The 17,207-nt window shown below is 49.5% G+C and carries 24 protein-coding genes; 19 read left to right on the top strand and 5 right to left on the bottom strand.

Annotated elements, in window-relative coordinates; all coding sequences use genetic code 11:
- Window positions 1–368 precede the first annotated feature (368 nt).
- Complete coding sequence (locus XDD1_RS15975) at window positions 369–1,406, bottom strand: phage integrase (RefSeq protein WP_045972699.1); 1,038 nt, start codon at window positions 1,404–1,406, stop codon at window positions 369–371.
- Complete coding sequence (locus tag XDD1_RS15970) at window positions 1,403–1,984, bottom strand: phage repressor protein CI (protein ID WP_045972697.1); 582 nt, start codon at window positions 1,982–1,984, stop codon at window positions 1,403–1,405. The genes XDD1_RS15975 and XDD1_RS15970 overlap by 4 nt, the downstream gene beginning before the upstream one ends.
- A 118-nt stretch (window positions 1,985–2,102) precedes the next feature.
- Here XDD1_RS15970 and XDD1_RS15965 point away from each other — a divergent pair, with 118 nt between their 5' ends.
- The 8 genes from XDD1_RS15965 to XDD1_RS15930 all read left to right on the top strand — a co-directional run bounded on the left by XDD1_RS15965 (window position 2,103) and on the right by XDD1_RS15930 (window position 6,989).
- Entirely contained in the window at window positions 2,103–2,366 is a 264-nt protein-coding gene (locus XDD1_RS15965) for a hypothetical protein (RefSeq protein ID WP_045972695.1), read from the top strand.
- 30 nt (window positions 2,367–2,396) lie between these two features.
- Window positions 2,397–2,906 carry a phage regulatory CII family protein gene (locus XDD1_RS15960; protein WP_045972693.1) on the top strand — a complete coding sequence of 170 codons (510 nt, stop codon included), beginning with the start codon at window positions 2,397–2,399 and terminating at the stop codon, window positions 2,904–2,906.
- A 148-nt stretch (window positions 2,907–3,054) separates the two neighbouring features.
- Window positions 3,055–3,411 (top strand): DUF5347 domain-containing protein, encoded by a 357-nt coding sequence (locus XDD1_RS15955; RefSeq protein ID WP_045971866.1) that lies wholly within the window; start codon window positions 3,055–3,057, stop codon window positions 3,409–3,411.
- A gap of 79 nt (window positions 3,412–3,490) precedes the next feature.
- Window positions 3,491–3,694, top strand: coding sequence for a DUF2732 family protein (locus XDD1_RS15950; RefSeq protein ID WP_045971864.1), 204 nt, complete (start codon window positions 3,491–3,493; stop codon window positions 3,692–3,694).
- Complete coding sequence (locus XDD1_RS15945) at window positions 3,687–3,908, top strand: TraR/DksA family transcriptional regulator (protein ID WP_045971862.1); 222 nt, start codon at window positions 3,687–3,689, stop codon at window positions 3,906–3,908. The genes XDD1_RS15950 and XDD1_RS15945 overlap by 8 nt, the downstream gene beginning before the upstream one ends.
- Window position 3,909: 1 nt before the next feature.
- Window positions 3,910–4,377 (top strand): hypothetical protein, encoded by a 468-nt coding sequence (locus XDD1_RS15940; RefSeq protein WP_045972691.1) that lies wholly within the window; start codon window positions 3,910–3,912, stop codon window positions 4,375–4,377.
- A gap of 68 nt (window positions 4,378–4,445) precedes the next feature.
- Window positions 4,446–6,686 carry a replication endonuclease gene (locus tag XDD1_RS15935; RefSeq protein WP_084721152.1) on the top strand — a complete coding sequence of 747 codons (2,241 nt, stop codon included), beginning with the start codon at window positions 4,446–4,448 and terminating at the stop codon, window positions 6,684–6,686.
- A gap of 84 nt (window positions 6,687–6,770) precedes the next feature.
- The gene (locus XDD1_RS15930) at window positions 6,771–6,989 is read left to right on the top strand and encodes a hypothetical protein (protein WP_156979664.1); all 219 of its coding nucleotides are present in this window, start codon (window positions 6,771–6,773) and stop codon (window positions 6,987–6,989) included.
- On the opposite strand, the gene XDD1_RS15925 is transcribed toward XDD1_RS15930, so the two are convergent.
- Genes XDD1_RS15925 through XDD1_RS15915 form a run of 3 tightly spaced genes read right to left on the bottom strand, consistent with a single transcriptional unit; the run spans window position 6,960 to window position 10,086 of the window.
- Window positions 6,960–7,280 carry an ogr/Delta-like zinc finger family protein gene (locus XDD1_RS15925; protein ID WP_045972687.1) on the bottom strand — a complete coding sequence of 107 codons (321 nt, stop codon included), beginning with the start codon at window positions 7,278–7,280 and terminating at the stop codon, window positions 6,960–6,962. The genes XDD1_RS15930 and XDD1_RS15925 overlap by 30 nt on opposite strands.
- Window positions 7,277–8,308 carry a phage portal protein gene (locus XDD1_RS15920; RefSeq protein ID WP_045972684.1) on the bottom strand — a complete coding sequence of 344 codons (1,032 nt, stop codon included), beginning with the start codon at window positions 8,306–8,308 and terminating at the stop codon, window positions 7,277–7,279. The genes XDD1_RS15925 and XDD1_RS15920 overlap by 4 nt, the downstream gene beginning before the upstream one ends.
- Window positions 8,308–10,086 (bottom strand): terminase large subunit domain-containing protein, encoded by a 1,779-nt coding sequence (locus tag XDD1_RS15915; RefSeq protein WP_045971855.1) that lies wholly within the window; start codon window positions 10,084–10,086, stop codon window positions 8,308–8,310. Before XDD1_RS15915 ends, XDD1_RS15920 begins: the two co-directional genes overlap by 1 nt.
- Window positions 10,087–10,264: 178 nt before the next feature.
- Here XDD1_RS15915 and XDD1_RS15910 point away from each other — a divergent pair, with 178 nt between their 5' ends.
- From XDD1_RS15910 to XDD1_RS15860, 11 genes are all read left to right on the top strand, one after another.
- On the top strand, window positions 10,265–11,095 hold the full coding sequence (locus XDD1_RS15910) for a GPO family capsid scaffolding protein (RefSeq protein ID WP_045972683.1): 831 nt from the start codon (window positions 10,265–10,267) through the stop codon (window positions 11,093–11,095).
- A gap of 31 nt (window positions 11,096–11,126) precedes the next feature.
- Entirely contained in the window at window positions 11,127–12,158 is a 1,032-nt protein-coding gene (locus tag XDD1_RS15905; protein WP_045972681.1) for a phage major capsid protein, P2 family, read from the top strand.
- Window positions 12,158–12,862: a phage terminase small subunit gene (gpM, locus tag XDD1_RS15900; RefSeq protein WP_045971851.1), complete on the top strand. Its 705-nt coding sequence runs from the start codon at window positions 12,158–12,160 to the stop codon at window positions 12,860–12,862. Before XDD1_RS15905 ends, gpM begins: the two co-directional genes overlap by 1 nt.
- A gap of 104 nt (window positions 12,863–12,966) precedes the next feature.
- The gene (locus XDD1_RS15895; protein ID WP_084721059.1) at window positions 12,967–13,419 is read left to right on the top strand and encodes a head completion/stabilization protein; all 453 of its coding nucleotides are present in this window, start codon (window positions 12,967–12,969) and stop codon (window positions 13,417–13,419) included.
- Window positions 13,416–13,913, top strand: a complete 498-nt coding sequence (locus XDD1_RS15890; protein ID WP_045972679.1) for a phage tail protein — start codon at window positions 13,416–13,418, stop codon at window positions 13,911–13,913. Before XDD1_RS15895 ends, XDD1_RS15890 begins: the two co-directional genes overlap by 4 nt.
- Window positions 13,910–14,581, top strand: a complete 672-nt coding sequence (locus XDD1_RS15885; RefSeq protein ID WP_045972677.1) for a phage virion morphogenesis protein — start codon at window positions 13,910–13,912, stop codon at window positions 14,579–14,581. Before XDD1_RS15890 ends, XDD1_RS15885 begins: the two co-directional genes overlap by 4 nt.
- A gap of 18 nt (window positions 14,582–14,599) precedes the next feature.
- Window positions 14,600–15,724 carry a DUF2586 domain-containing protein gene (locus tag XDD1_RS15880; RefSeq protein WP_197541034.1) on the top strand — a complete coding sequence of 375 codons (1,125 nt, stop codon included), beginning with the start codon at window positions 14,600–14,602 and terminating at the stop codon, window positions 15,722–15,724.
- A complete protein-coding gene (locus tag XDD1_RS15875) occupies window positions 15,721–16,176 on the top strand; it encodes a DUF2597 family protein (protein WP_045971842.1) in 456 nt (151 codons plus the stop codon). Before XDD1_RS15880 ends, XDD1_RS15875 begins: the two co-directional genes overlap by 4 nt.
- An 11-nt stretch (window positions 16,177–16,187) precedes the next feature.
- Window positions 16,188–16,481 (top strand): phage holin family protein, encoded by a 294-nt coding sequence (locus XDD1_RS15870; protein ID WP_038268946.1) that lies wholly within the window; start codon window positions 16,188–16,190, stop codon window positions 16,479–16,481.
- Window positions 16,478–16,816, top strand: a complete 339-nt coding sequence (locus tag XDD1_RS15865) for a M15 family metallopeptidase (protein ID WP_045971839.1) — start codon at window positions 16,478–16,480, stop codon at window positions 16,814–16,816. Before XDD1_RS15870 ends, XDD1_RS15865 begins: the two co-directional genes overlap by 4 nt.
- Window positions 16,816–17,205, top strand: coding sequence for a hypothetical protein (locus XDD1_RS15860; protein WP_045971837.1), 390 nt, complete (start codon window positions 16,816–16,818; stop codon window positions 17,203–17,205). The genes XDD1_RS15865 and XDD1_RS15860 overlap by 1 nt, the downstream gene beginning before the upstream one ends.
- Window positions 17,206–17,207: the final 2 nt, after the last annotated feature.

The raw sequence follows: 17,207 nt of genomic DNA, 5'->3' as shown, positions 1-17,207 counted from the left end.
TCGCAAGACGAAAGCCATTTATTCTGCTGATTTGAAATTAGGCGGGTAATATTAATTTCCGCAGTTATTTATCGCCTGAATATACATTTTGTAATATGGGTGATAAAGAGCTTATTAATGATAACTTTGGTTATTAATCAGGTTCATGCTTGAATCCGGCATTAGGAGGATTCAAGTGGCGATTAGGGAAGCAGAAGGTATCCTAGAAAAAAATAAGGGGTCGCACTTTTGATGCAACCCCTTGATAATTCTGGTGGCCCCTGCTGGACTTGAACCAGCGACCAAGCGATTATGAGAACCTATAAGGATAACCAAGAATCAATAAGTTACTTTATTTATCATTGACATACATTGCCATTGTTTGCAATTTAATTGCCAATATATGCCATCTCTACCGCCACTCTATCGCCACTTGTCGCCAGTGGATTTAACCTGACTGCATCCTCTAAATGGTCGGGTGCAAAGTGTGCATATCGCATTGTCATTTTTATGTCAGTGTGGCCGAGTACACGTTGTAACACGAGTATGTTTCCACCGTTCATCATAAAGTGACTGGCAAAAGTATGCCTTAGAACATGGGTCAATTGGCCTGCGGGTAATTCGATATCGGTTCTTTCTAAGGCAGAACGGAATGCGCCATAACAATCGGTAAAGAGCCTACCTTTTTTATCATTTGGAAGAGAATCATAAAGCTCTTTGCTGATGGGTATCGTTCTGTTTTTTCTGCCTTTTGTATTCGTATAGGTAATTTTGTATTTTGCGAGCTGGCTTTTACGCAGTCCTTCCGCCTCTGACCATCTCGCACCTGTGGTAAGGCATATTCTGACAACAGCTTCCAAGTCCATGTGATCATGGCGTTTGCATTCAGCTAGAAGTAACGTAATCTGTTCGTGGGTAAGCCATGCCATTTCCATTTCTTCAGTACGGAAAGGGCGCATATTTTTTAAGGGGTTTTCCCCTTTCCATTCACCAAGGCGATTCAGCTCATTGAATACTGCGCGAAAGTAAGCCAGTTCAAGGTTAAGCGTGCGGGGTGAAACTTCTTTAACTCGATTAGAACGGGCATATTCCCCTTTGAGTCTTTTCTCTCTGTAGCGAGAAAACATCTGCGCATCGAAATCTCTGGCTAGTGGTTCGCCCATGCATTCGAAAGCATGATGCATTGCCAGTTGACGCTTAAGGCCGTCTTTAAGCGTGATACCATGAGCGCTATACCAAGCGTCAATAAGTTCTTTTAAAGTGCGCCTGTCTTCTTTCTCTTCCTGCCACGGGTTTTGTATTGTGTACTGTTCGAAAGCTAGGGCTTCACCTTTAGTGGCGAATTTTTTTCTAATACGTTTGCCTTTTGCTCCATTAGGGTAAAGTTCGCAAATCCATCCGCCCGCTGGGTTTTTACGAACAGTCATTGATTAATCTCACTATATATACCCACAACCCGACCCAATGTTTTTATATCATCAATACTACATTCAAAAGGTACTTTGCCGCCTGCTATATGTAACTTTTTACCCGGTAATTTAGTCAACTCACGAATACTAATAGCTCCTTCAATATCGACCAACCACATACCGTCGGACATTGATGCTGCTTTATCGATAAAATAAAGCTTTCCATCTGTACGAACAGCTATTCCTTTGGATAAGGGTTTCGAAAAAAAATGGCCATCAATACTAAGAGAATCCTCGCTTTTGAGGATTTCTTCACTTAATGTGAAAGCTTCAAGTTTTTTAGTGTCTACTGATGAAGATTTTCCATCGAATTGCTGTCCTTCTCCTGTCAATAACCATTTAAGACTTGCTCCAGTTTCTAATGCGCAATGTGCTGCAAAGTCATAAGAGATAGCACCACGAGTATATCTGTTAGACAGAGAGCTAGATGCTATGTCGAAGTGGTTAGCTAATTGAATTTTTTGAGAAAATCCATACGCCATGCAGATTCGATCCAGAACGTCTATGTTGCTCCACCCTAAAGAATCAATTCTCATTTCGATAAAACCTATTTACAGTTACTCAATATGGAGATATAGTTAGGCAATTAATGGCAATCATTGGCAAATAAAGGCACATTAATTGTAAATAATGTCAAAATGGGGATCATGCAATATGGCTTCTGAAACCGCAATCATTAAAATACCTGCTCCTGTCGTTTCTCTTCAAGAATTCGCATTCCTTGAGGGGGTTTCTGAACGCACCGCCTACCGCTGGTCTACTGGCGATAACCCTCGCTTACCAATTGAGCCGCGAGTTATCCGCAAAGGGAAAAAAAAAGCAGGTGGTCCCATTCGCATCTATTACGCACGCTGGAAAGAAGAACAGTTGCGTAAGGCGTTCGGTCATTCTCGCTTTCAACTCGTTATTGGTGATTGATTCATTTTATGTGAATCATAAGGATGCAACATGTTTGATTATCGCGTTTCCAAACAATCGCACTTTGATAATGCGTGTCGTGCGTTCTCCAATACGCATAAAGGTAGCTTAGTACAAATCGCGGAAGCTATCGGATTAACTCCGCAAATTCTGCGAAATAAATTGAACCCTGAGCAGCCTCACATGCTGACTTGTGTTGACTTGATGAAGTTAACGGATGTGACAGAAGACGCCTCCCTTTTGGATGGTCTACTGGAGCAATTACAGTGTCAGCCATCTGTGCCGGTTAATGAAGTTTGTGAAGCCAACATGCCAGGCTATTTATTAGGAGCAACGGCAGAAGTGGGCAAGCTGGCAAGTGAGGCTGTTTCGGGTGAGCGTCTTACTTACACCCGTGTGGCGGAGTTTAAGAAGACGGTTAATAACGCAGTCCGGTTATTAACCTTGGCGGGTGTAACCATATCATCAAGATTGCACTCAAACCCTGCGTTTAATTCGGCGGTTGATGCAGTGGCAGGGATGGGCGCATCGTTAGTCTGAGGTCAGCATGAATGCGTTAAAGCAACAGCAGCACCAGTACAAACTAACCAGTAAGTCGTTTCATACAAAGCAAAGTGACGGATTTATTTTTCCCATTGTCTTATGCTCCGTTGCTTATTTTATTCTGTTTCTTATTCGTGAGGTTTAAATGAACACCGAATACCATTTTGAATCAACAGAACAACGTGCTGTCGAGATGCCCTTTGAAATGCGCGTTAATGGTTTAAATTCAGTCGCTAAACTCAAAGCGGAAGTCTTTAAGTCGTCTGATAATAAAGAGTTGACGCTCTTTGTTGATGAAATGCGCAATAAACGCAATGCGCACTACGCGGATAATAAGCGTTTTTTAGCGGCTATTTTCTATCTTGCCTACATTCCCACAGAACGGCATGAGTTGGAATTAAATCAATTCACCCGTGAAGAAATGTGTAGCCTGATACGGGCAATAAACTTAATTAGGGCAGCAAGTCCATTATTGCCAAGTAAGTTATCGTTGCCCAATTAAATAACAATAATGACCGATTTAATTTTAATGGCGTCAACACGTCAGGGATTCTTTTTATCTAAAAACAGGAAATGAATAAATGGAAAATATAAATATTGAACAGTTAATAAAACAAGTCCGGGAGGATGAACGCAAGCATTATGCCGATTGGTATTCATCCCGTTTAGACAAATTGTCAACGTATGTTTTGAAAAACAAAATGGAATATTCCGCCAGTGCCGAACTTCTGCAAAGTGAATCCGAAAGCATCAACCGTCAAGCACAGGAGTGGAGTTATGTTTGATGTGATTGATCGTGCTTGCCAGCACGCAGAAAAAGTACTGGAACGCAGGATCGCAGAGCATGTAAACCGTCCTGTCAGTAGTTCAGCGTTTGAATGTGAAGATTGCGGCGAAGCAATTCCGGAAATACGCCGTACTGAAGTTATTGGTTGTTCTCGCTGTGTTGATTGCCAGAATGATTTTGAGTTAATTAATAAACATTATCGGAGTATATAAGATGGCTAATCTTCACTTTGTTAACCTTGATGAAAAATCCTTCTCTATCATCATAAATAATCAATACGATTGTATTGGCGTTATAAATGGCAATGGTAACGATTTTAATTTAGAAGCGTTAGAAAAATTCAGAAACTCTTTTGTTAGTGAAAGTCTAGGTGTTGAAAGCTTTTTTGGTATTGAAAGCTTTTTTGATAATCAGCATTTTCCTACCCGCTTTAAAAAAGGGGATTATGTCGTACTTTCTCGGGAAGATGGATGGGATTGGCTTGATGATATTGGATGCCGAATCACTGTGCTAATTGATGACGTTCATCATTTTCATAGCAGAATCAACACGAGCGATGAAATCAATGTGTTAGTTTATGCATATTCATTATTAACACCTGAGCATTTTTTTGATTCTGCTGATCACGTGATTGCCGCATATGATGCACGTCGCTCAGTGTCTGCCGGGGTTTGTGAGTGAACCCCGTACCAGAAAACAGCGGCACACAATCCCAACCGCGCCGCCAACGCAGCAAATTCCAGCCAGAGATGCCACAAAATGCAGCTCTGGCTGCGTGCGTTTCTTTACCGTGGGATAAACCTATCCAGCCGATAACAAGGCCGTTCCCGACTTATGCCGAGCAATACCAGAAGGAAGAAGAGTGCCGCGTGCTTGCAAAGGAGCATAAAGCGCGTGCCCATATTCAGGACTTATTGTGCGAGCTTAAAAATCAGCCCAGAGTTGTCCGCCTTGATGTCCATTACAAAGCGAGTGTTTTAGAAAAGGAGCAAGGGCTTTACCGTGCCGAGGCTTTTTTGTCTAAGACAGTCCTCGAACGCATCTTACCCCGCGTCAATTTGGTGACCGAGCGCTACCAGATCCAAGAAGTTGAGGCGGATAACGCGTTTTATCGGGATCGGTTTAACCGCATTCCGGATATGAAAAGGGAAGATATCGAGTTACTGTCGAGTGATATTGCTCAATTTGTCCTTCAGAAGTTGGAAACCGTCGCGAGTGAAAGGCCGGAAGAAAGCGATCTGAAAAGGGCGTATGCTTTATATCTGCGCGCGGCGGCGATCACTAAAGCTTATCGCCAGCCTGCCCCTTACTGGGATAAGCTGACAGGCCGCTTTTTTGCTGAAACTGAGGCTATCGCTGCTATTTCCCGTATGACCTCGGATAAATGGTGGTTAGGCCGCTTGCGCCGTCTGGCGGCCGAGTGGCGCGAGCATTTGCAGATATCCATCAACCGCGTCAGCAAGCAAGCCAGTATCTACGCCAGCAAGATGACCATTGCCGAATGGAAAGAGCAAAAGCACCGTACCAAAGAATTTATCAAGTCCATGGAGCTGGAAGATGAAGAAGGGAACCGCATCAGCCTGATTGATAAATATTATGGCAGTGTGGCTAACCCGGCGATCCGCCGTACTGAAATGATGGTGCGTATTCGCGGCTTTGAAAATATTTGCAATGAACTGGGTTACGTCGCTGAATTCTATACGTTAACTGCGCCCTCTAAATATCACGCCACAACCCGCCACGGACACCGCAACCGCAAGTGGAACGGCAGCAGCCCGGCAGACACCCAGAAGTATTTAAGCGGTGTCTGGGCAAAGGTCAGGGCTAAATTACACCGTGATAATTTGCGTATCTTTGGCATCCGCGTGGCTGAACCTCATCATGATGGCACGCCGCACTGGCATATGCTGTTTTTTATGCGCCCCGAACAAGCTGAGCAGATACGTGAAATTTTGCGCCATTATGCCTTTCAAGAAGACGGTGCCGAATTACGCACTGAAAAAGCCATGAAAGCCCGCTTCCATGCTGAGGTGATTGATCCGCAAAAGGGGTCTGCGACCGGGTATGTAGCTAAATACATTTCTAAGAATATTGATGGCTACGCGATGGACGACGAGCTGGATGATGAAAGCAACCGCCCCATTAAAGACGCCGCTATAGCAGCCAGTGCCTGGGCGGCGCGTTGGCGCATTCGCCAGTTTCAATTTGTCGGTGGTGCACCTGTGACAGTTTACCGTGAGTTACGCCGGATGGCCGATCATGAGACAGCCATGGGTTTAAGTGTGGAGTTCGCCGCCGTGCATGATGCTGCGGATAACGGGGACTGGGCAAATTATATCAATGCACAGGGTGGGCCTTTTGTTCGCCGGGAAGATTTGGTTGCCCGCCTGTGGTATGAAACTGAGCAGGAAACCAACGCCCACGGGGAAGATGTGATCCGGATTAAGGGGGTTTTCTCGCCTTTTGTCGGGATGGATACGCCGATATTAACCCGGTTGAAGAGCTGGAAGATTGTGCCGAAGTTGGCCGAAGCGACAGCGGAGGCGGGTTTTAGCGGTGCGTCCGCACCGCCTAGGAGTTCTGTCAATAACTGTACGGTGGCACACTGTACAATTGATAAGGCTATACAAAAAAGTGACCTGTGTCTGGATGAGTTTTACCACGGTTGGCTGCAACTGAGTCAGCCAGAACAGGTAAAACGGGTGCAGGAATCGGCTAATTTTCAGGACTTAGAAATGAGTGAGGGTTTAGCGCAGGCCTTAATCAGGGGGAGCAGTATGACGGTAGAGGGTCAGCGCTATCGCTTATCGATGTTTGGCCAAATCGTCAAAGCCAAGCCGCCGTATACAGAAAGAACAAAATCACTGCTGGACAGGGTAAGTAAAATTCCATCTATCAGTATGAATAATAAAGAAAATAATGGCGAACTAAAAGGCCATCAGCCGGGTATTTTGCAGGGAATATCTGAAAATACTACATTAATCACATAACTTACTATTTCTTAATGAAATTAATTCAATTGCTAATTATATTATTGGGCTGTTCATGCATACAGTATTATAAATGATGGAGCTATGATGTTTGATTCTTTGGATAAATTTGTTCTTTTGGAACGTATTGAATTAATTGCTAAAGTTGGGGGTTCGGAAGGTTGTAATGATAGGGACAGACAGGTGGCATTATATTGGGTTGGTGAAATGGTGGAACAGATTAAAGGGGAGCTGGTAATAGAAAAGCCACTCAATAGTGGCTCACGGTTAACATTAAGCGGCACTGCTCTGCAACAAATCTAAGGCCATCTGGCGCTGTTGCGGATTGAGGTTATTGATCACAGTCTGCAACAGGATATCACCTGTTTTTGCGCTGGGGCTGATAGTGTGTGAAAAGGTTAAATTCATCACAAACGTATGGCCGCACTCTACATCCGCACAGGCACAATAAATATCTGCAATTTCGTGGTGCATCCGGTTGGTTTTGCGAATGACAGCCTTAGCGCCGCACTCCGGGCAGGTTATTTTTAATACGCGCATGTTCCTCATTCCAAAAGTGTCGAATTTCTTCGATTTTACCATTTTCTTGCTCATTCTGCACCCGAACTTGCGTTATCTTGTTTGAAATGAAGGTGTAATATTTCTGGCACATCGCGGCGGTTTATCGCATTCATGAACATATTTTGCACGGGAATGACTTCATCCTTGCGATAGGCATCACGGGCTTTTTCCGGGTCACCCAACCCGCCGACGTTGGTCGGGATAATGCCCGCCAGTCCGGCCGGGAATCGGTGGGCGGTCAGCACATCCTGTGAACTGATGCTTTTCACATTGGCAAACTCATCATTGGCGGAAATATCCCCGACCGGAATAAACTTGATGCCGTCCGGGTCGCCATTGGGAATATTCACAAACAGGGTGTCAAAATTGCCGATCCCCTTGCTTTGTTGCAGTTTCCAGATAATTTCTTCCTCGGTTTCATCGGAGATATTCGGGTCGTTGGTGTAGATGATACCGCCCGTGTGGGCACCATTGTGGTAATAGCGGCGGCGGAATATGGTGGCTTCCGAGTTCAGCAAGGCAGCATGGATACCGCCGATATAATCCGGCAGGCCGTAAACCTGTTGCTGGGGATCATATTGCTTGATAAAAATAACCTCGTCCGGGGTGTAAACCAACGGTTCACCCTCCTGCAAGACCACAAAATCCCCGTCCTTACGGCGGCGCAGGTAGAGCGAGGGCAACACGTCCAGTCTCACCACATCGCCCCAGAAGTTGCACACTTTCAGGATGGCCACATCGCCGAAAATCAGGAAGTTCATCATGGCCGCCTTGAATTGTTCATGGCTCAGGCCGCCGCCGAGGTAATCGGAGGCAATCATATTGTGGCGGGCATAGAGCACGCCGCCATGCTGCCCGTTCATATTGGTCAGTTGCGCCAGTGCCAAACGGTCAATCGGCAGCGTGTAATGGTCATAATCATTGTCATACCAGATTTTCTGGTAATCGGTCTGGGTCGTCAGTATCGGCTCCGGCTTGCCCAGCGTGATCAGGCTCATTTTCCGTTGCTGTGGTTGGGGCTGTTTTGCCTTGGCGGTCTTCCTTAACGTCTTCTTGCTCATTATGCGGCCTTTTGGAATTGATATTTAGACTTGCGTTTCTTCTCGTAATTTAACGGTTCGTTCATCAGGGCGTGGGCGATAGCCCAGAACACGTCAGCGTGCCCGGTTTCCTGTGAACGGTCGGCCACAAAGGTCATGGCACCGCCTTTGCCCGTGGTGGTGTGCCGGATAGCCAGAAATGAGGCCAGGATTTCTTTTTGTTCCTGATCCCATTCCAGGCGTTCTTCACTGACCACATCGATCATCTTCATTACCAGTTGATTTTTGCTCTGCTGGCTGTAGTGGATAGCCTGCGTCTGGCGTGGGGCGAAGTCCTGTACCATCTCATAGACCCCGTGCCCAATCCCCGTGGTATCAATGCCGATATGGGTAAAGCGATAACGCTTGAACAACTCTTCAATCAGCTTCGCCTGATGCTTCCAGTTCATGCCTTGCCAGTAGAACGTGGCGAGCACCCGAAAGGCTTCGCCTGCCATCAGCGGCGGGGCGACAATCACAAAGGTGGAGGTATCACCGGAGCGTGCCGGGTCGAAGCCGCCCCAGACTTCACGCTCACCAAAGGGGCGCGGGGCGTTGGGGGCGTGGTCTTCCCACAGCCTGACTTCAACCCCGCATTTTTCCAGTTGGTGATATTTAAAGACCGATGCGCCGCTATCAACAAATACGCACATATAGAGCATGTTAAAGGTGTCAGCATTATACTTGTTGCGTAGACGGTCGATATTGGCAAGGTTATACCCACCTTTGATAGCATCGGCCATGGTGATGACATAACGCCACTGGCTATCAGGGCAATCGCGTCCGCCATCGCGGTATTCATCAAAAGCAGGAAAGGCCACATTCTTACGTTTGGCATCGTTGCCGCGCCATGTATCACCTGTCCAGAACGGGTAGGCGGAATGCGTTTTAGCACTGGGGGTTGAAAAATAAGTGGTACGCCATTGCTCAATAGTCGCCATTGCGGAAGCCACTTCATTCAGGTGCTTAAAATCAGGTATCCAAAAGTATTCATCACAATATAAATGACCGTTGTAAGATTGCGCGGTGTTCTTATTGGTGGATAAGAAACGCAGTTCAGCCCCATTGCTTAAGCGTATTGGGTTACCCGTCAGTGTTACACCAAAGAATTGCTCGGCAAAATTGACAATATAGGAGCGGAAGACTTCTGCCTGCGGTTTGGAGGCGGACATAAATATCTGCGGATTACCCGTTAGTACCGCATCTTCCAAAGCTTCAAACGCAAAATACCAGGTTGCCCCAATTTGGCGCGATTTTAAAATATTGCGTATTTGCTTATGCTTGTTGTTGCGCAGGTGTTTCTGATAGCCAAACAGATTGCCATCAACAAAGGTCTGGAAGTCTTCTTCCGTCAGCGCTGAAATATCATTTTTACGCTGGCGTTTCTTTTTCTTCGGCTCACCGTCACCGGATGGCACATCGTCACCGCCCGATTGTGACTGAACCTTAATTTCAGCCAGCTTTTCTTGGTGCTTATTCTCCTGTGCCATCAATTTCACATGATGGGCAATCAGGCGGTCGAGTTCGTCCAGCTCCAGCGCATTTTTATTATTACGTTCACTGAGCAGGGCAATACGGCGGTTGACTGCCTCAATCACACTTTCATGGCTGAGCATATCCGCCCAGCACCCTTTTTCCGCCCAGTAGTAAATGATCCGCCGATTGGGCAGGTTGAGTTCTTCGGCAATCTCTGCCGGGGTATAGCGGCGCAGGTAGAGCGACTTTGCCACTTTGATTAATTCATCCGAATATTTAGCCATGCCTTAAGCATCCTTGTCTTGAGTCACTTTATTATGCAGGGCGAATACCTTGCTTTCGTCCGGCCAAATTCGGTTTGATTCGGTTATGCGGGATATCCGAATTCATCCGAATTGCGCCCCTCGCGGCCGCCGATGGAATTCGCAATACTGTGTGGGAAGCAAACGAAAAGGATGCGATATGTCTCAGTTAATGACTAACTGGATATGTATTGCCATGGAGGGCGACACGGTTGATGGCCGGGATATGGAACCACAATGGATTCTGGATGCGGCCGAACTTTATGACCCTCAACTGTATACCGCCCTGATTTGGCCGGAACATGAACGCTGGATGGGGCCAATGGGCGAAGTGCTCGCGGTCAAGGCCGAACGCGGTGAGGACGGGACTTTGCGTCTTTATGCGCAATTGCGACCCAATCACCGTTTGTTGGACGCCAACCGGGACGGGCAACTGCTGTTTACCTCCGTGGAGTTTACGCCCGATGGTAACTGGCGCGGTACAGGCAAAACCTATCTGCAAGGGCTGGCAGTGACAAGTTCGCCAGCCAGTGTAGGCACAACCCGCCTACAGTTTAGTAAAAAGAAAAAATCTCATCGGTCAGGCACCTATAAGCCGCTGGTGATTGACGAAGTTAAACAGATTAAGGAAAGCAAGATGGCAAAGGCCAAAAAAGGATGGAGAAGTTTTTTTAACGTTGAAGAACCGGAAGAAACCCCGGCCGAAACCACGGGTGATGATGCGTTGCAGGCCATCGCTGAGGCACTGGCCGAGATGGATAAGCGCATGACCGCCGTTGAAAGCCAACTGGCATCCACTGAACAGGTCGTGGAAGAAGTACAGGAAGATGTCGAAACCGTTAAAGAAGTGGTTGATACCGAAGATTTTGCACTCCTGCGCGATAACCTGTCAAAGATTGTGAAAAACTTCAACAAGCTGGACACGCTGGCAACCCGTGTGCCGTCTAAAAACCCGAAAGGCAACAAAAACAAGCAGTTTAAATTTCTGTGATCCCTGACGGGAAAAAGCAAAGGGAAGAGCGATGCAATTAAATCAACGGGCGCGAGCCTTTTTACAGCAATATTCAGCGGGCTTGGCCGAATCCTATGGCGTTGAGGACACAGCGCGTTACTTTGCGCTGAGCGACCCTAAAGAAACCGCCCTGCGCAGTGCGCTGCTGGAGTCGGTCGAGTTCCTCAGCATGATCACCTGTGCGGATGTGGATCACCTGTCCGGCCAAGTGGTGTCGGTGGGCAACCCCGGCCTCTTTACGGGGCGCAAGAAAGATGGCCGCTTTATCCGTGCAACGGGTGTTGACGGCAATGAATATAAGTTGCAGGAAACCGATTCCGGTGCCGCGCTGAAATGGGACTTGTTGTCCATCTGGGCGAATTCCGGCAGTGAAGAAGAGTTTTTCCAGCGTATGCAGGCGTTTACCAATGAATCTTTTGCGCTCGATATGCTTCGCGTCGGCTTTCACGGCCAGCGTGTGGCGGAGACAACCAACCCCGACGAGAACCCGAACGGGGAAGATGTCAATAAAGGCTGGCACCAAATTGCCAAGGACTGGAACGGCGGCAAGCAGGTGATCACTACGTCAGTGAAACTGGATGAACACGGCGATTTTAACTCGCTGGATGCGATGGCGTCCGACCTGGTTAATACCTGTATTCCGCAACAGTTCCGCCATGACCCGCGTTTGGTGGTACTGGTCGGCGCGGATTTAGTGGCAGCGGAGCAGTACCGGCTTTATCAGGCTGCGGATAAACCGACAGAAAAAATTGCCGCGCAGATGCTGGGCAGCTCGATTGCTGGCCGTCCGGCGATGGTGCCGCCGTTTATGCCGGGCAAGCGCATGGTGGTCACCATGTTGCCAAACCTGCAAATTCTGACCCAGCGCAATACCCGTCAGCGCAAGGCGGAATTTGTGGACGACCGCAAACAGTTCGAAAACAAGTACCTGCGTAATGAGGGCTACGCGATTGAAACGCCGGAATTGTACGCGGCCTATGATGAGAACGCCGTCACGATTGGCAAAGTGGCCGAACCGGCTGAAAAAACGGGTACAGACTAATGCTGTCACCTGCCCAACGACACCGGGCAGCGGTTGAACTGCGCCAGAAACTGGCACGGCAACAAGCGGTTGCCATTGCGGACGGTGCCAGCCAGCACCTGCAAGCCCGTGCCATTGAGCAGGATGTCAAGCGGTTGCGCCAGTTAACGACAACGGCGGAACGGGTGGAGATGAAACGGCGGGAACTGCTGCCCAATTATCTCCCCACGGCACAACGCTATCTGGATGAAGGCGAGGTGTACTGCAACCCGATTTTTGTTTACTGCGTGATTTGGTTGTTTGATATCGGGGAGTTTGCCCACGGATTGGATTGGGCAGATATGGCCATTGAGCAAGGACAGCTCACCCCCGACCATTTTCGCAGTGGCTTTCCGGCGTTTGTGGCCGACACCGTTTTACTCTGGTCACAGGCGGAAGCCGAAGCGGGTAACCCGGTGGAACCCTATTTTTCAAGGACATTTCAGAATGTCACTGAAAAATGGCAAGTTCACGAGAAAATCAAGGCCAAATACTACAAATTTGCTGCCTTAAACCTGCTGAAAGGGGATAACGCCGAAATTAAGGCAAGTTCGGTGGAGAAACTGGATGTGCTGGAGCAGGCCGATAACTGGCTGACCAAAGCCCATCAGTGTAATCCCAAATCCGGGGTTAAAACCTATCGGCAACGGATTGCCGCCCGTATACGGGCATTATCCATGGAATAACAACGACTACCGCAAGCCGGAGCGGGCGCGGTGGAGGCATCGCAACGTGGTTGCAGATGGCCGTGGAAACCGGACAGCCCGCTTTTTTTCTCAGGAGAGGCACGATGTTTAATGGCAATACCGTGGATTACCGGGACGCCCCGCTGACCAATGACGGCTTTTGGCCGGATTTGAATTTGCGGGAATTTCAGGTTAACCGCAAGCTGCCTGCTGATCTGGATAACGACATGCTGGCCAATGCGCTGCTGGCAACGGTGGCCGAAATCAACCTTGACCTTCAACGCCTGAAATCGCGCTTGCAGGCCAAGGGCTACCGGACAGCGGCCAACGTGCCGGGCATTACCATTAATGGCAGCACCGCGTTGGTCAGCCAGTATAAAAAAGCGGTTTATGCGCGGGCAAAGGCCGATTTACTGGGGGAATATACGTCACTGGTCAGCCGTGCCCCCAATCCGGGACAGGAAAGCCCGGAAGTGCGCAATCGGCTGCTGGCCGAAGCCTCAATGGTGCTGCGCAATATGAAAGGACATGGACGCACAACGGTACGTTTGATATGAGCCAATTACAGCAATTAACCGCCTTTTTGCGGGAAAATCTGCCGGAACGGATTTGTGAGACGGAATTTACCAGCGAAATGGATGAAATCCGCTTTATTCCGGCGCAACGGGATCTCGGGCTGGGGCAATACCAGATGTTTGTCCAGCAATATGAAGCGGTGATTGCGTGGGGGCGTTTCCCCTATCGGGAGTGTGATCCGCGCAATATTCCGCTGTTGATTGATATCTGGCTGACTGAGCAGGGGGATAGCCTCAGTAATGCCAATGTTGAGCAGGAACGGCCGACCTTAACGGTGGAAGTGGATGGCGAGACGGCGGTTGTCGTGGTGTCGCTGTCATTGGCGGAACCTGTGGTGATACGGGAAGACCCCAAGGGCATGATCCCGTTTGACGGCAAGCGCTGGTCACTGGCTGAGGCTGAGGTGTGGTTTGCGGAACAAGGCGCGGTGCACAGTGTGGACGAAACCGGGGCAGCAATTGGGAACAGGGCATGATCCACGGCCAGTTAAACCGCAACCAGCTTAAGGAAATGCAGGACGCCTTAAGCCGTTTTGACCTGCCGCCGCAAAAACGGCAACGCTTGTTATGGCGCATGGCGAAATATGGACTGATTGATTCTGCGAAACGTCATATACGCAATCAACAATCACCGGACGGCGAAAGCTGGCCTGCCAGAAAAAGCCCGCGCCGCCAGAAGATGCTCAGGAATATGCCGAAACTTTTGCATATTCGGGAAATGCCGGAAATTGACGCTGTGCGCATTTATCTGCAAGGCGGGCATTACCGGAACGGCAAGCAGCCAGTGCCAGCGGGGGTTGTAGGCTATGCCCAGCAAAATGGGATGCGTTTTCAAATTACCCGGCAACAGGTGAAAAAAAACGTTGACCGTGAGCGGATGGCGACGATCAAGCAGGCAAAGAAACTGCGCACCTTAGGTTATAAAGTTAAAAAAGGTAAACGTTGGCGCAAACCTGCGATCAAGGAAATTACCGCCAATATGAAATTCATTCAGGCCGGAACCCTGATCCGCGTATTGAGCGGTGAAGAAACTAAAAGCAAATGGGAAATTACCATTCCTTCCCGTGCGTTCTTAGGCATGAACGAAGAAGAATTCAGCAAAGCGCTGGCGCGCCAGTTGCAAGGCATTGGATACGGCGCTTAGCGCCTGATAAGGGATTAGATTATGTGGCCACATGTTCAGGTTAACCAGGTTAACCAACTGCAAGGCGAAACCAAGGAAATAGAACGGGTCTTGCTGTTCTTAGGGGCAGGCAAGACCAACGTGGGCAAGACCATTGCCGTCAATACCCAGACCGACTTTGACGCCGTGCTGGGCACGGCACAAACCGCGCTGAAACGTCATGTACTGGCGGCAATGGCCAACGCCGGGCAAAACTGGTCGGGTTATGTGCATATCCTGCCCGAAGCGGCGGACGGGCTGGCTTTTGTCGAGGCGGTGACGGCGGCGCAACCCGTCGCCAGTGTTGAGGGCTATGTGCTGACCCTCGGTGCCAGTAAAGACATTATCAAGGCTGCCCAGACCCTGCGCGCCAATACGATTGCTAAATTTGGCCGTTGGCAGTGGGCAATTCTGGCCGTGGATGCGCCGCAGTCCAAGGAGGCGTGGGCGGATTACGTCACCCGCTTGGCCGAACTGCAAAAGGGCGAGGCCGTGGCATCAGTGCAACTGGTGCCGTGTCTGTGGGGCAATGAGGCGGGCGTACTGGCCGGGCGGTTGTGTAATCGTGCCGTCACCGTGGCCGACAGCCCGGCGCGGGTGCAGACAGGTGCCCTGATGGATTTGGGCAGGGCTGATTTTCCGCTGGATGGCACAGGCAAAACCATTGATTTAGCGACCCTGCAAGCACTGGAAAAACTGCGTTTCAGTGTACCGATGTGGTACCCCGATTATGACGGCATGTACTGGTCGGATGGCCGCACGCTGGATGTGGAAGGGGGCGACTACCAGAGCATCGAAAATTTGCGCATTGTCGATAAGGTCGCGCGGCGTGTGCGTTTGCAGGCGATTGCCAAAATTGCCGATCGCAGCCTGAACAGCACACCGGGCAGCATCGCCACGCATCAGGCTTACTTTGCCCGTACCTTGCGTGAGATGTCGCGCAGTAGCGAGATTAACGGCGTGACCTTTCCGGGCGAAGTGAAATCGCCGAAAGACGGCGACGTCGTGATCACATGGCGCAATAAAAACACGGTGGAAATTTATATCACGATCCGCACTTACGAATGCCCGAAAGGCATATCAGTCAGTCTGTTGCTGGACAGCCAACTGGAGAAAACCGCATGAGCCAGCGTATTTCAGGGCAGTCGATTGATTTTAATATGGACGGGGATCTGGTTCATGCCGAAAAGGTCAACCTGTCCATTACCGACAACACCGCCGCCGCGCAAACGCAGGGCGTGCCGGATGGTTATATCGCCGGGGATGTGGCCGCTGAGGGGGAAATTGAACTCAGTACCAAATACTTGGAGATTGTGACCGCCAAGGCGCGGGCGGCGGGATCATGGCGGGGCATTCAGCCCGTCGATTTGATGTGGTACGCCAAGGCAGGCAAGGAAGAGATCAAAGTGGAAGCCTACGGCTGCAAGCTGATCCTCAGTGACATTCTGGACGTTGACCCGAAAGGCGGCAGTGTCATGACCCATAAAGTCAAGTTTGTCGTCACATCACCCGACTTTGTGCGCATTAATGGCATCCCTTATCTGGAAGCGGAACTGACGCAAAGCCTGATAGGGTAAGGATGGGGTTCATGGAAGAACATGAAAAAACGTTTGTTACGCTGGTGCTATTGGGGGCACTGATTGCGTTGGGCAAAATGCTGACCGGCAACGAGCCGATCACCTTACGGCTGTTTATCGGCCGCATTATCTTGGGGTCGGCGGTGTCGGTGATGGCCGGGGCGTTGCTGATTTGGTGGCCGGGCATTAGCCCGGTAGCCGTGACAGGCATAGGCAGCGCCTTGGGGATTGCCGGATACCAGTTAATTGAAGTGTGGTTACGCAAGCGCGGCAGCGCGTTGCTGACAGGGAAGTTAAAAAAATGACGTTAAGTGAAAAACAACAGTTATTTGCGGTACTGGTTGCCCAATTGATCGAATGGGCAGACGAACGCGGCTATCGGGTAACATTGGGTGAAGCCTACCGTACCCCGGAACAGGCGGCGCTGAATGCCAAGAAAGGCACGGGCATTGCCAACAGTTTGCATACCCAGCGCTTGGCGCTTGACCTGAATCTGTTTATCCAGGGCAAGTACCAGACCCACAGTGACGCTTACCTTCCCCTGGGCGAATATTGGGAATCCCTTGGCGGCACATGGGGCGGGCGTTTCTCACGTCCCGATGGCAATCATTTCTCGCTGGCACATAACGGGGTGAAATGATGTTCAAGGCACTGCCGCTCTCTTTTTTGGTTGTGGCGCTGGCGTTCGGGGCGGGCTGGCAGGTCAATGATTATTACCGTGACAGCATCGAACTGGAAATCACACGGGCAGCGGCGGAAACGGGCGAACAAATCCGCCACGCCTTGCAAGCGGTTTCCAGTGCGTCCGCCCGCCAACTGGAAGAAAAACTAGAGGGGATCACCCATGCCGCCCCGCGAGAAATTCGTACTGAAGTGGTTAAGCCTGTTTTTACTGCTGTGTGCGTTAGCCCTGAGTTTGTCCGGCTGTACAACCAAACCGCCGACCAGATTGAGCGCACCTTATCAGGAAAACCTGCTGACACGGTGTCCGGCCAAATTACCGAAACTGGCCGGAACAACCGGAAATAATT

The organism is Xenorhabdus doucetiae (assembly GCF_000968195.1).
GTDB lineage: Bacteria > Pseudomonadota > Gammaproteobacteria > Enterobacterales > Enterobacteriaceae > Xenorhabdus > Xenorhabdus doucetiae.
The sequence above is the reverse complement of the archived record's forward strand: the minus strand, read 5'-3'. Positions and strand labels throughout refer to the sequence as shown.

What these genes read in the sequence shown, in the direction of transcription:
- XDD1_RS15895 (WP_084721059.1), top strand. Translation starts at nt 12,967, where the DNA reads ATGTTTAATGGCAATACCGTGGATTACCGGGACGCCCCGCTGACCAAT.
- XDD1_RS15910 (WP_045972683.1), top strand. Translation starts at nt 10,265, where the DNA reads ATGTCTCAGTTAATGACTAACTGGATATGTATTGCCATGGAGGGCGAC.
- XDD1_RS15905 (WP_045972681.1), top strand. Translation starts at nt 11,127, where the DNA reads ATGCAATTAAATCAACGGGCGCGAGCCTTTTTACAGCAATATTCAGCG.
- XDD1_RS15915 (WP_045971855.1), bottom strand. Translation starts at nt 10,086, where the DNA reads ATGGCTAAATATTCGGATGAATTAATCAAAGTGGCAAAGTCGCTCTAC.
- XDD1_RS15925 (WP_045972687.1), bottom strand. Translation starts at nt 7,280, where the DNA reads ATGAGCAAGAAAATGGTAAAATCGAAGAAATTCGACACTTTTGGAATG.
- XDD1_RS15950 (WP_045971864.1), top strand. Translation starts at nt 3,491, where the DNA reads ATGGAAAATATAAATATTGAACAGTTAATAAAACAAGTCCGGGAGGAT.
- XDD1_RS15860 (WP_045971837.1), top strand. Translation starts at nt 16,816, where the DNA reads ATGTTCAAGGCACTGCCGCTCTCTTTTTTGGTTGTGGCGCTGGCGTTC.
- XDD1_RS15935 (WP_084721152.1), top strand. Translation starts at nt 4,446, where the DNA reads ATGCCACAAAATGCAGCTCTGGCTGCGTGCGTTTCTTTACCGTGGGAT.
- XDD1_RS15970 (WP_045972697.1), bottom strand. Translation starts at nt 1,984, where the DNA reads ATGAGAATTGATTCTTTAGGGTGGAGCAACATAGACGTTCTGGATCGA.
- gpM (WP_045971851.1), top strand. Translation starts at nt 12,158, where the DNA reads ATGCTGTCACCTGCCCAACGACACCGGGCAGCGGTTGAACTGCGCCAG.
- XDD1_RS15955 (WP_045971866.1), top strand. Translation starts at nt 3,055, where the DNA reads ATGAACACCGAATACCATTTTGAATCAACAGAACAACGTGCTGTCGAG.
- XDD1_RS15875 (WP_045971842.1), top strand. Translation starts at nt 15,721, where the DNA reads ATGAGCCAGCGTATTTCAGGGCAGTCGATTGATTTTAATATGGACGGG.
- XDD1_RS15890 (WP_045972679.1), top strand. Translation starts at nt 13,416, where the DNA reads ATGAGCCAATTACAGCAATTAACCGCCTTTTTGCGGGAAAATCTGCCG.
- XDD1_RS15940 (WP_045972691.1), top strand. Translation starts at nt 3,910, where the DNA reads ATGGCTAATCTTCACTTTGTTAACCTTGATGAAAAATCCTTCTCTATC.
- XDD1_RS15960 (WP_045972693.1), top strand. Translation starts at nt 2,397, where the DNA reads ATGTTTGATTATCGCGTTTCCAAACAATCGCACTTTGATAATGCGTGT.
- XDD1_RS15965 (WP_045972695.1), top strand. Translation starts at nt 2,103, where the DNA reads ATGGCTTCTGAAACCGCAATCATTAAAATACCTGCTCCTGTCGTTTCT.
- XDD1_RS15870 (WP_038268946.1), top strand. Translation starts at nt 16,188, where the DNA reads ATGGAAGAACATGAAAAAACGTTTGTTACGCTGGTGCTATTGGGGGCA.
- XDD1_RS15945 (WP_045971862.1), top strand. Translation starts at nt 3,687, where the DNA reads ATGTTTGATGTGATTGATCGTGCTTGCCAGCACGCAGAAAAAGTACTG.
- XDD1_RS15920 (WP_045972684.1), bottom strand. Translation starts at nt 8,308, where the DNA reads ATGAGCAAGAAGACGTTAAGGAAGACCGCCAAGGCAAAACAGCCCCAA.
- XDD1_RS15975 (WP_045972699.1), bottom strand. Translation starts at nt 1,406, where the DNA reads ATGACTGTTCGTAAAAACCCAGCGGGCGGATGGATTTGCGAACTTTAC.
- XDD1_RS15930 (WP_156979664.1), top strand. Translation starts at nt 6,771, where the DNA reads ATGATGTTTGATTCTTTGGATAAATTTGTTCTTTTGGAACGTATTGAA.
- XDD1_RS15865 (WP_045971839.1), top strand. Translation starts at nt 16,478, where the DNA reads ATGACGTTAAGTGAAAAACAACAGTTATTTGCGGTACTGGTTGCCCAA.
- XDD1_RS15885 (WP_045972677.1), top strand. Translation starts at nt 13,910, where the DNA reads ATGATCCACGGCCAGTTAAACCGCAACCAGCTTAAGGAAATGCAGGAC.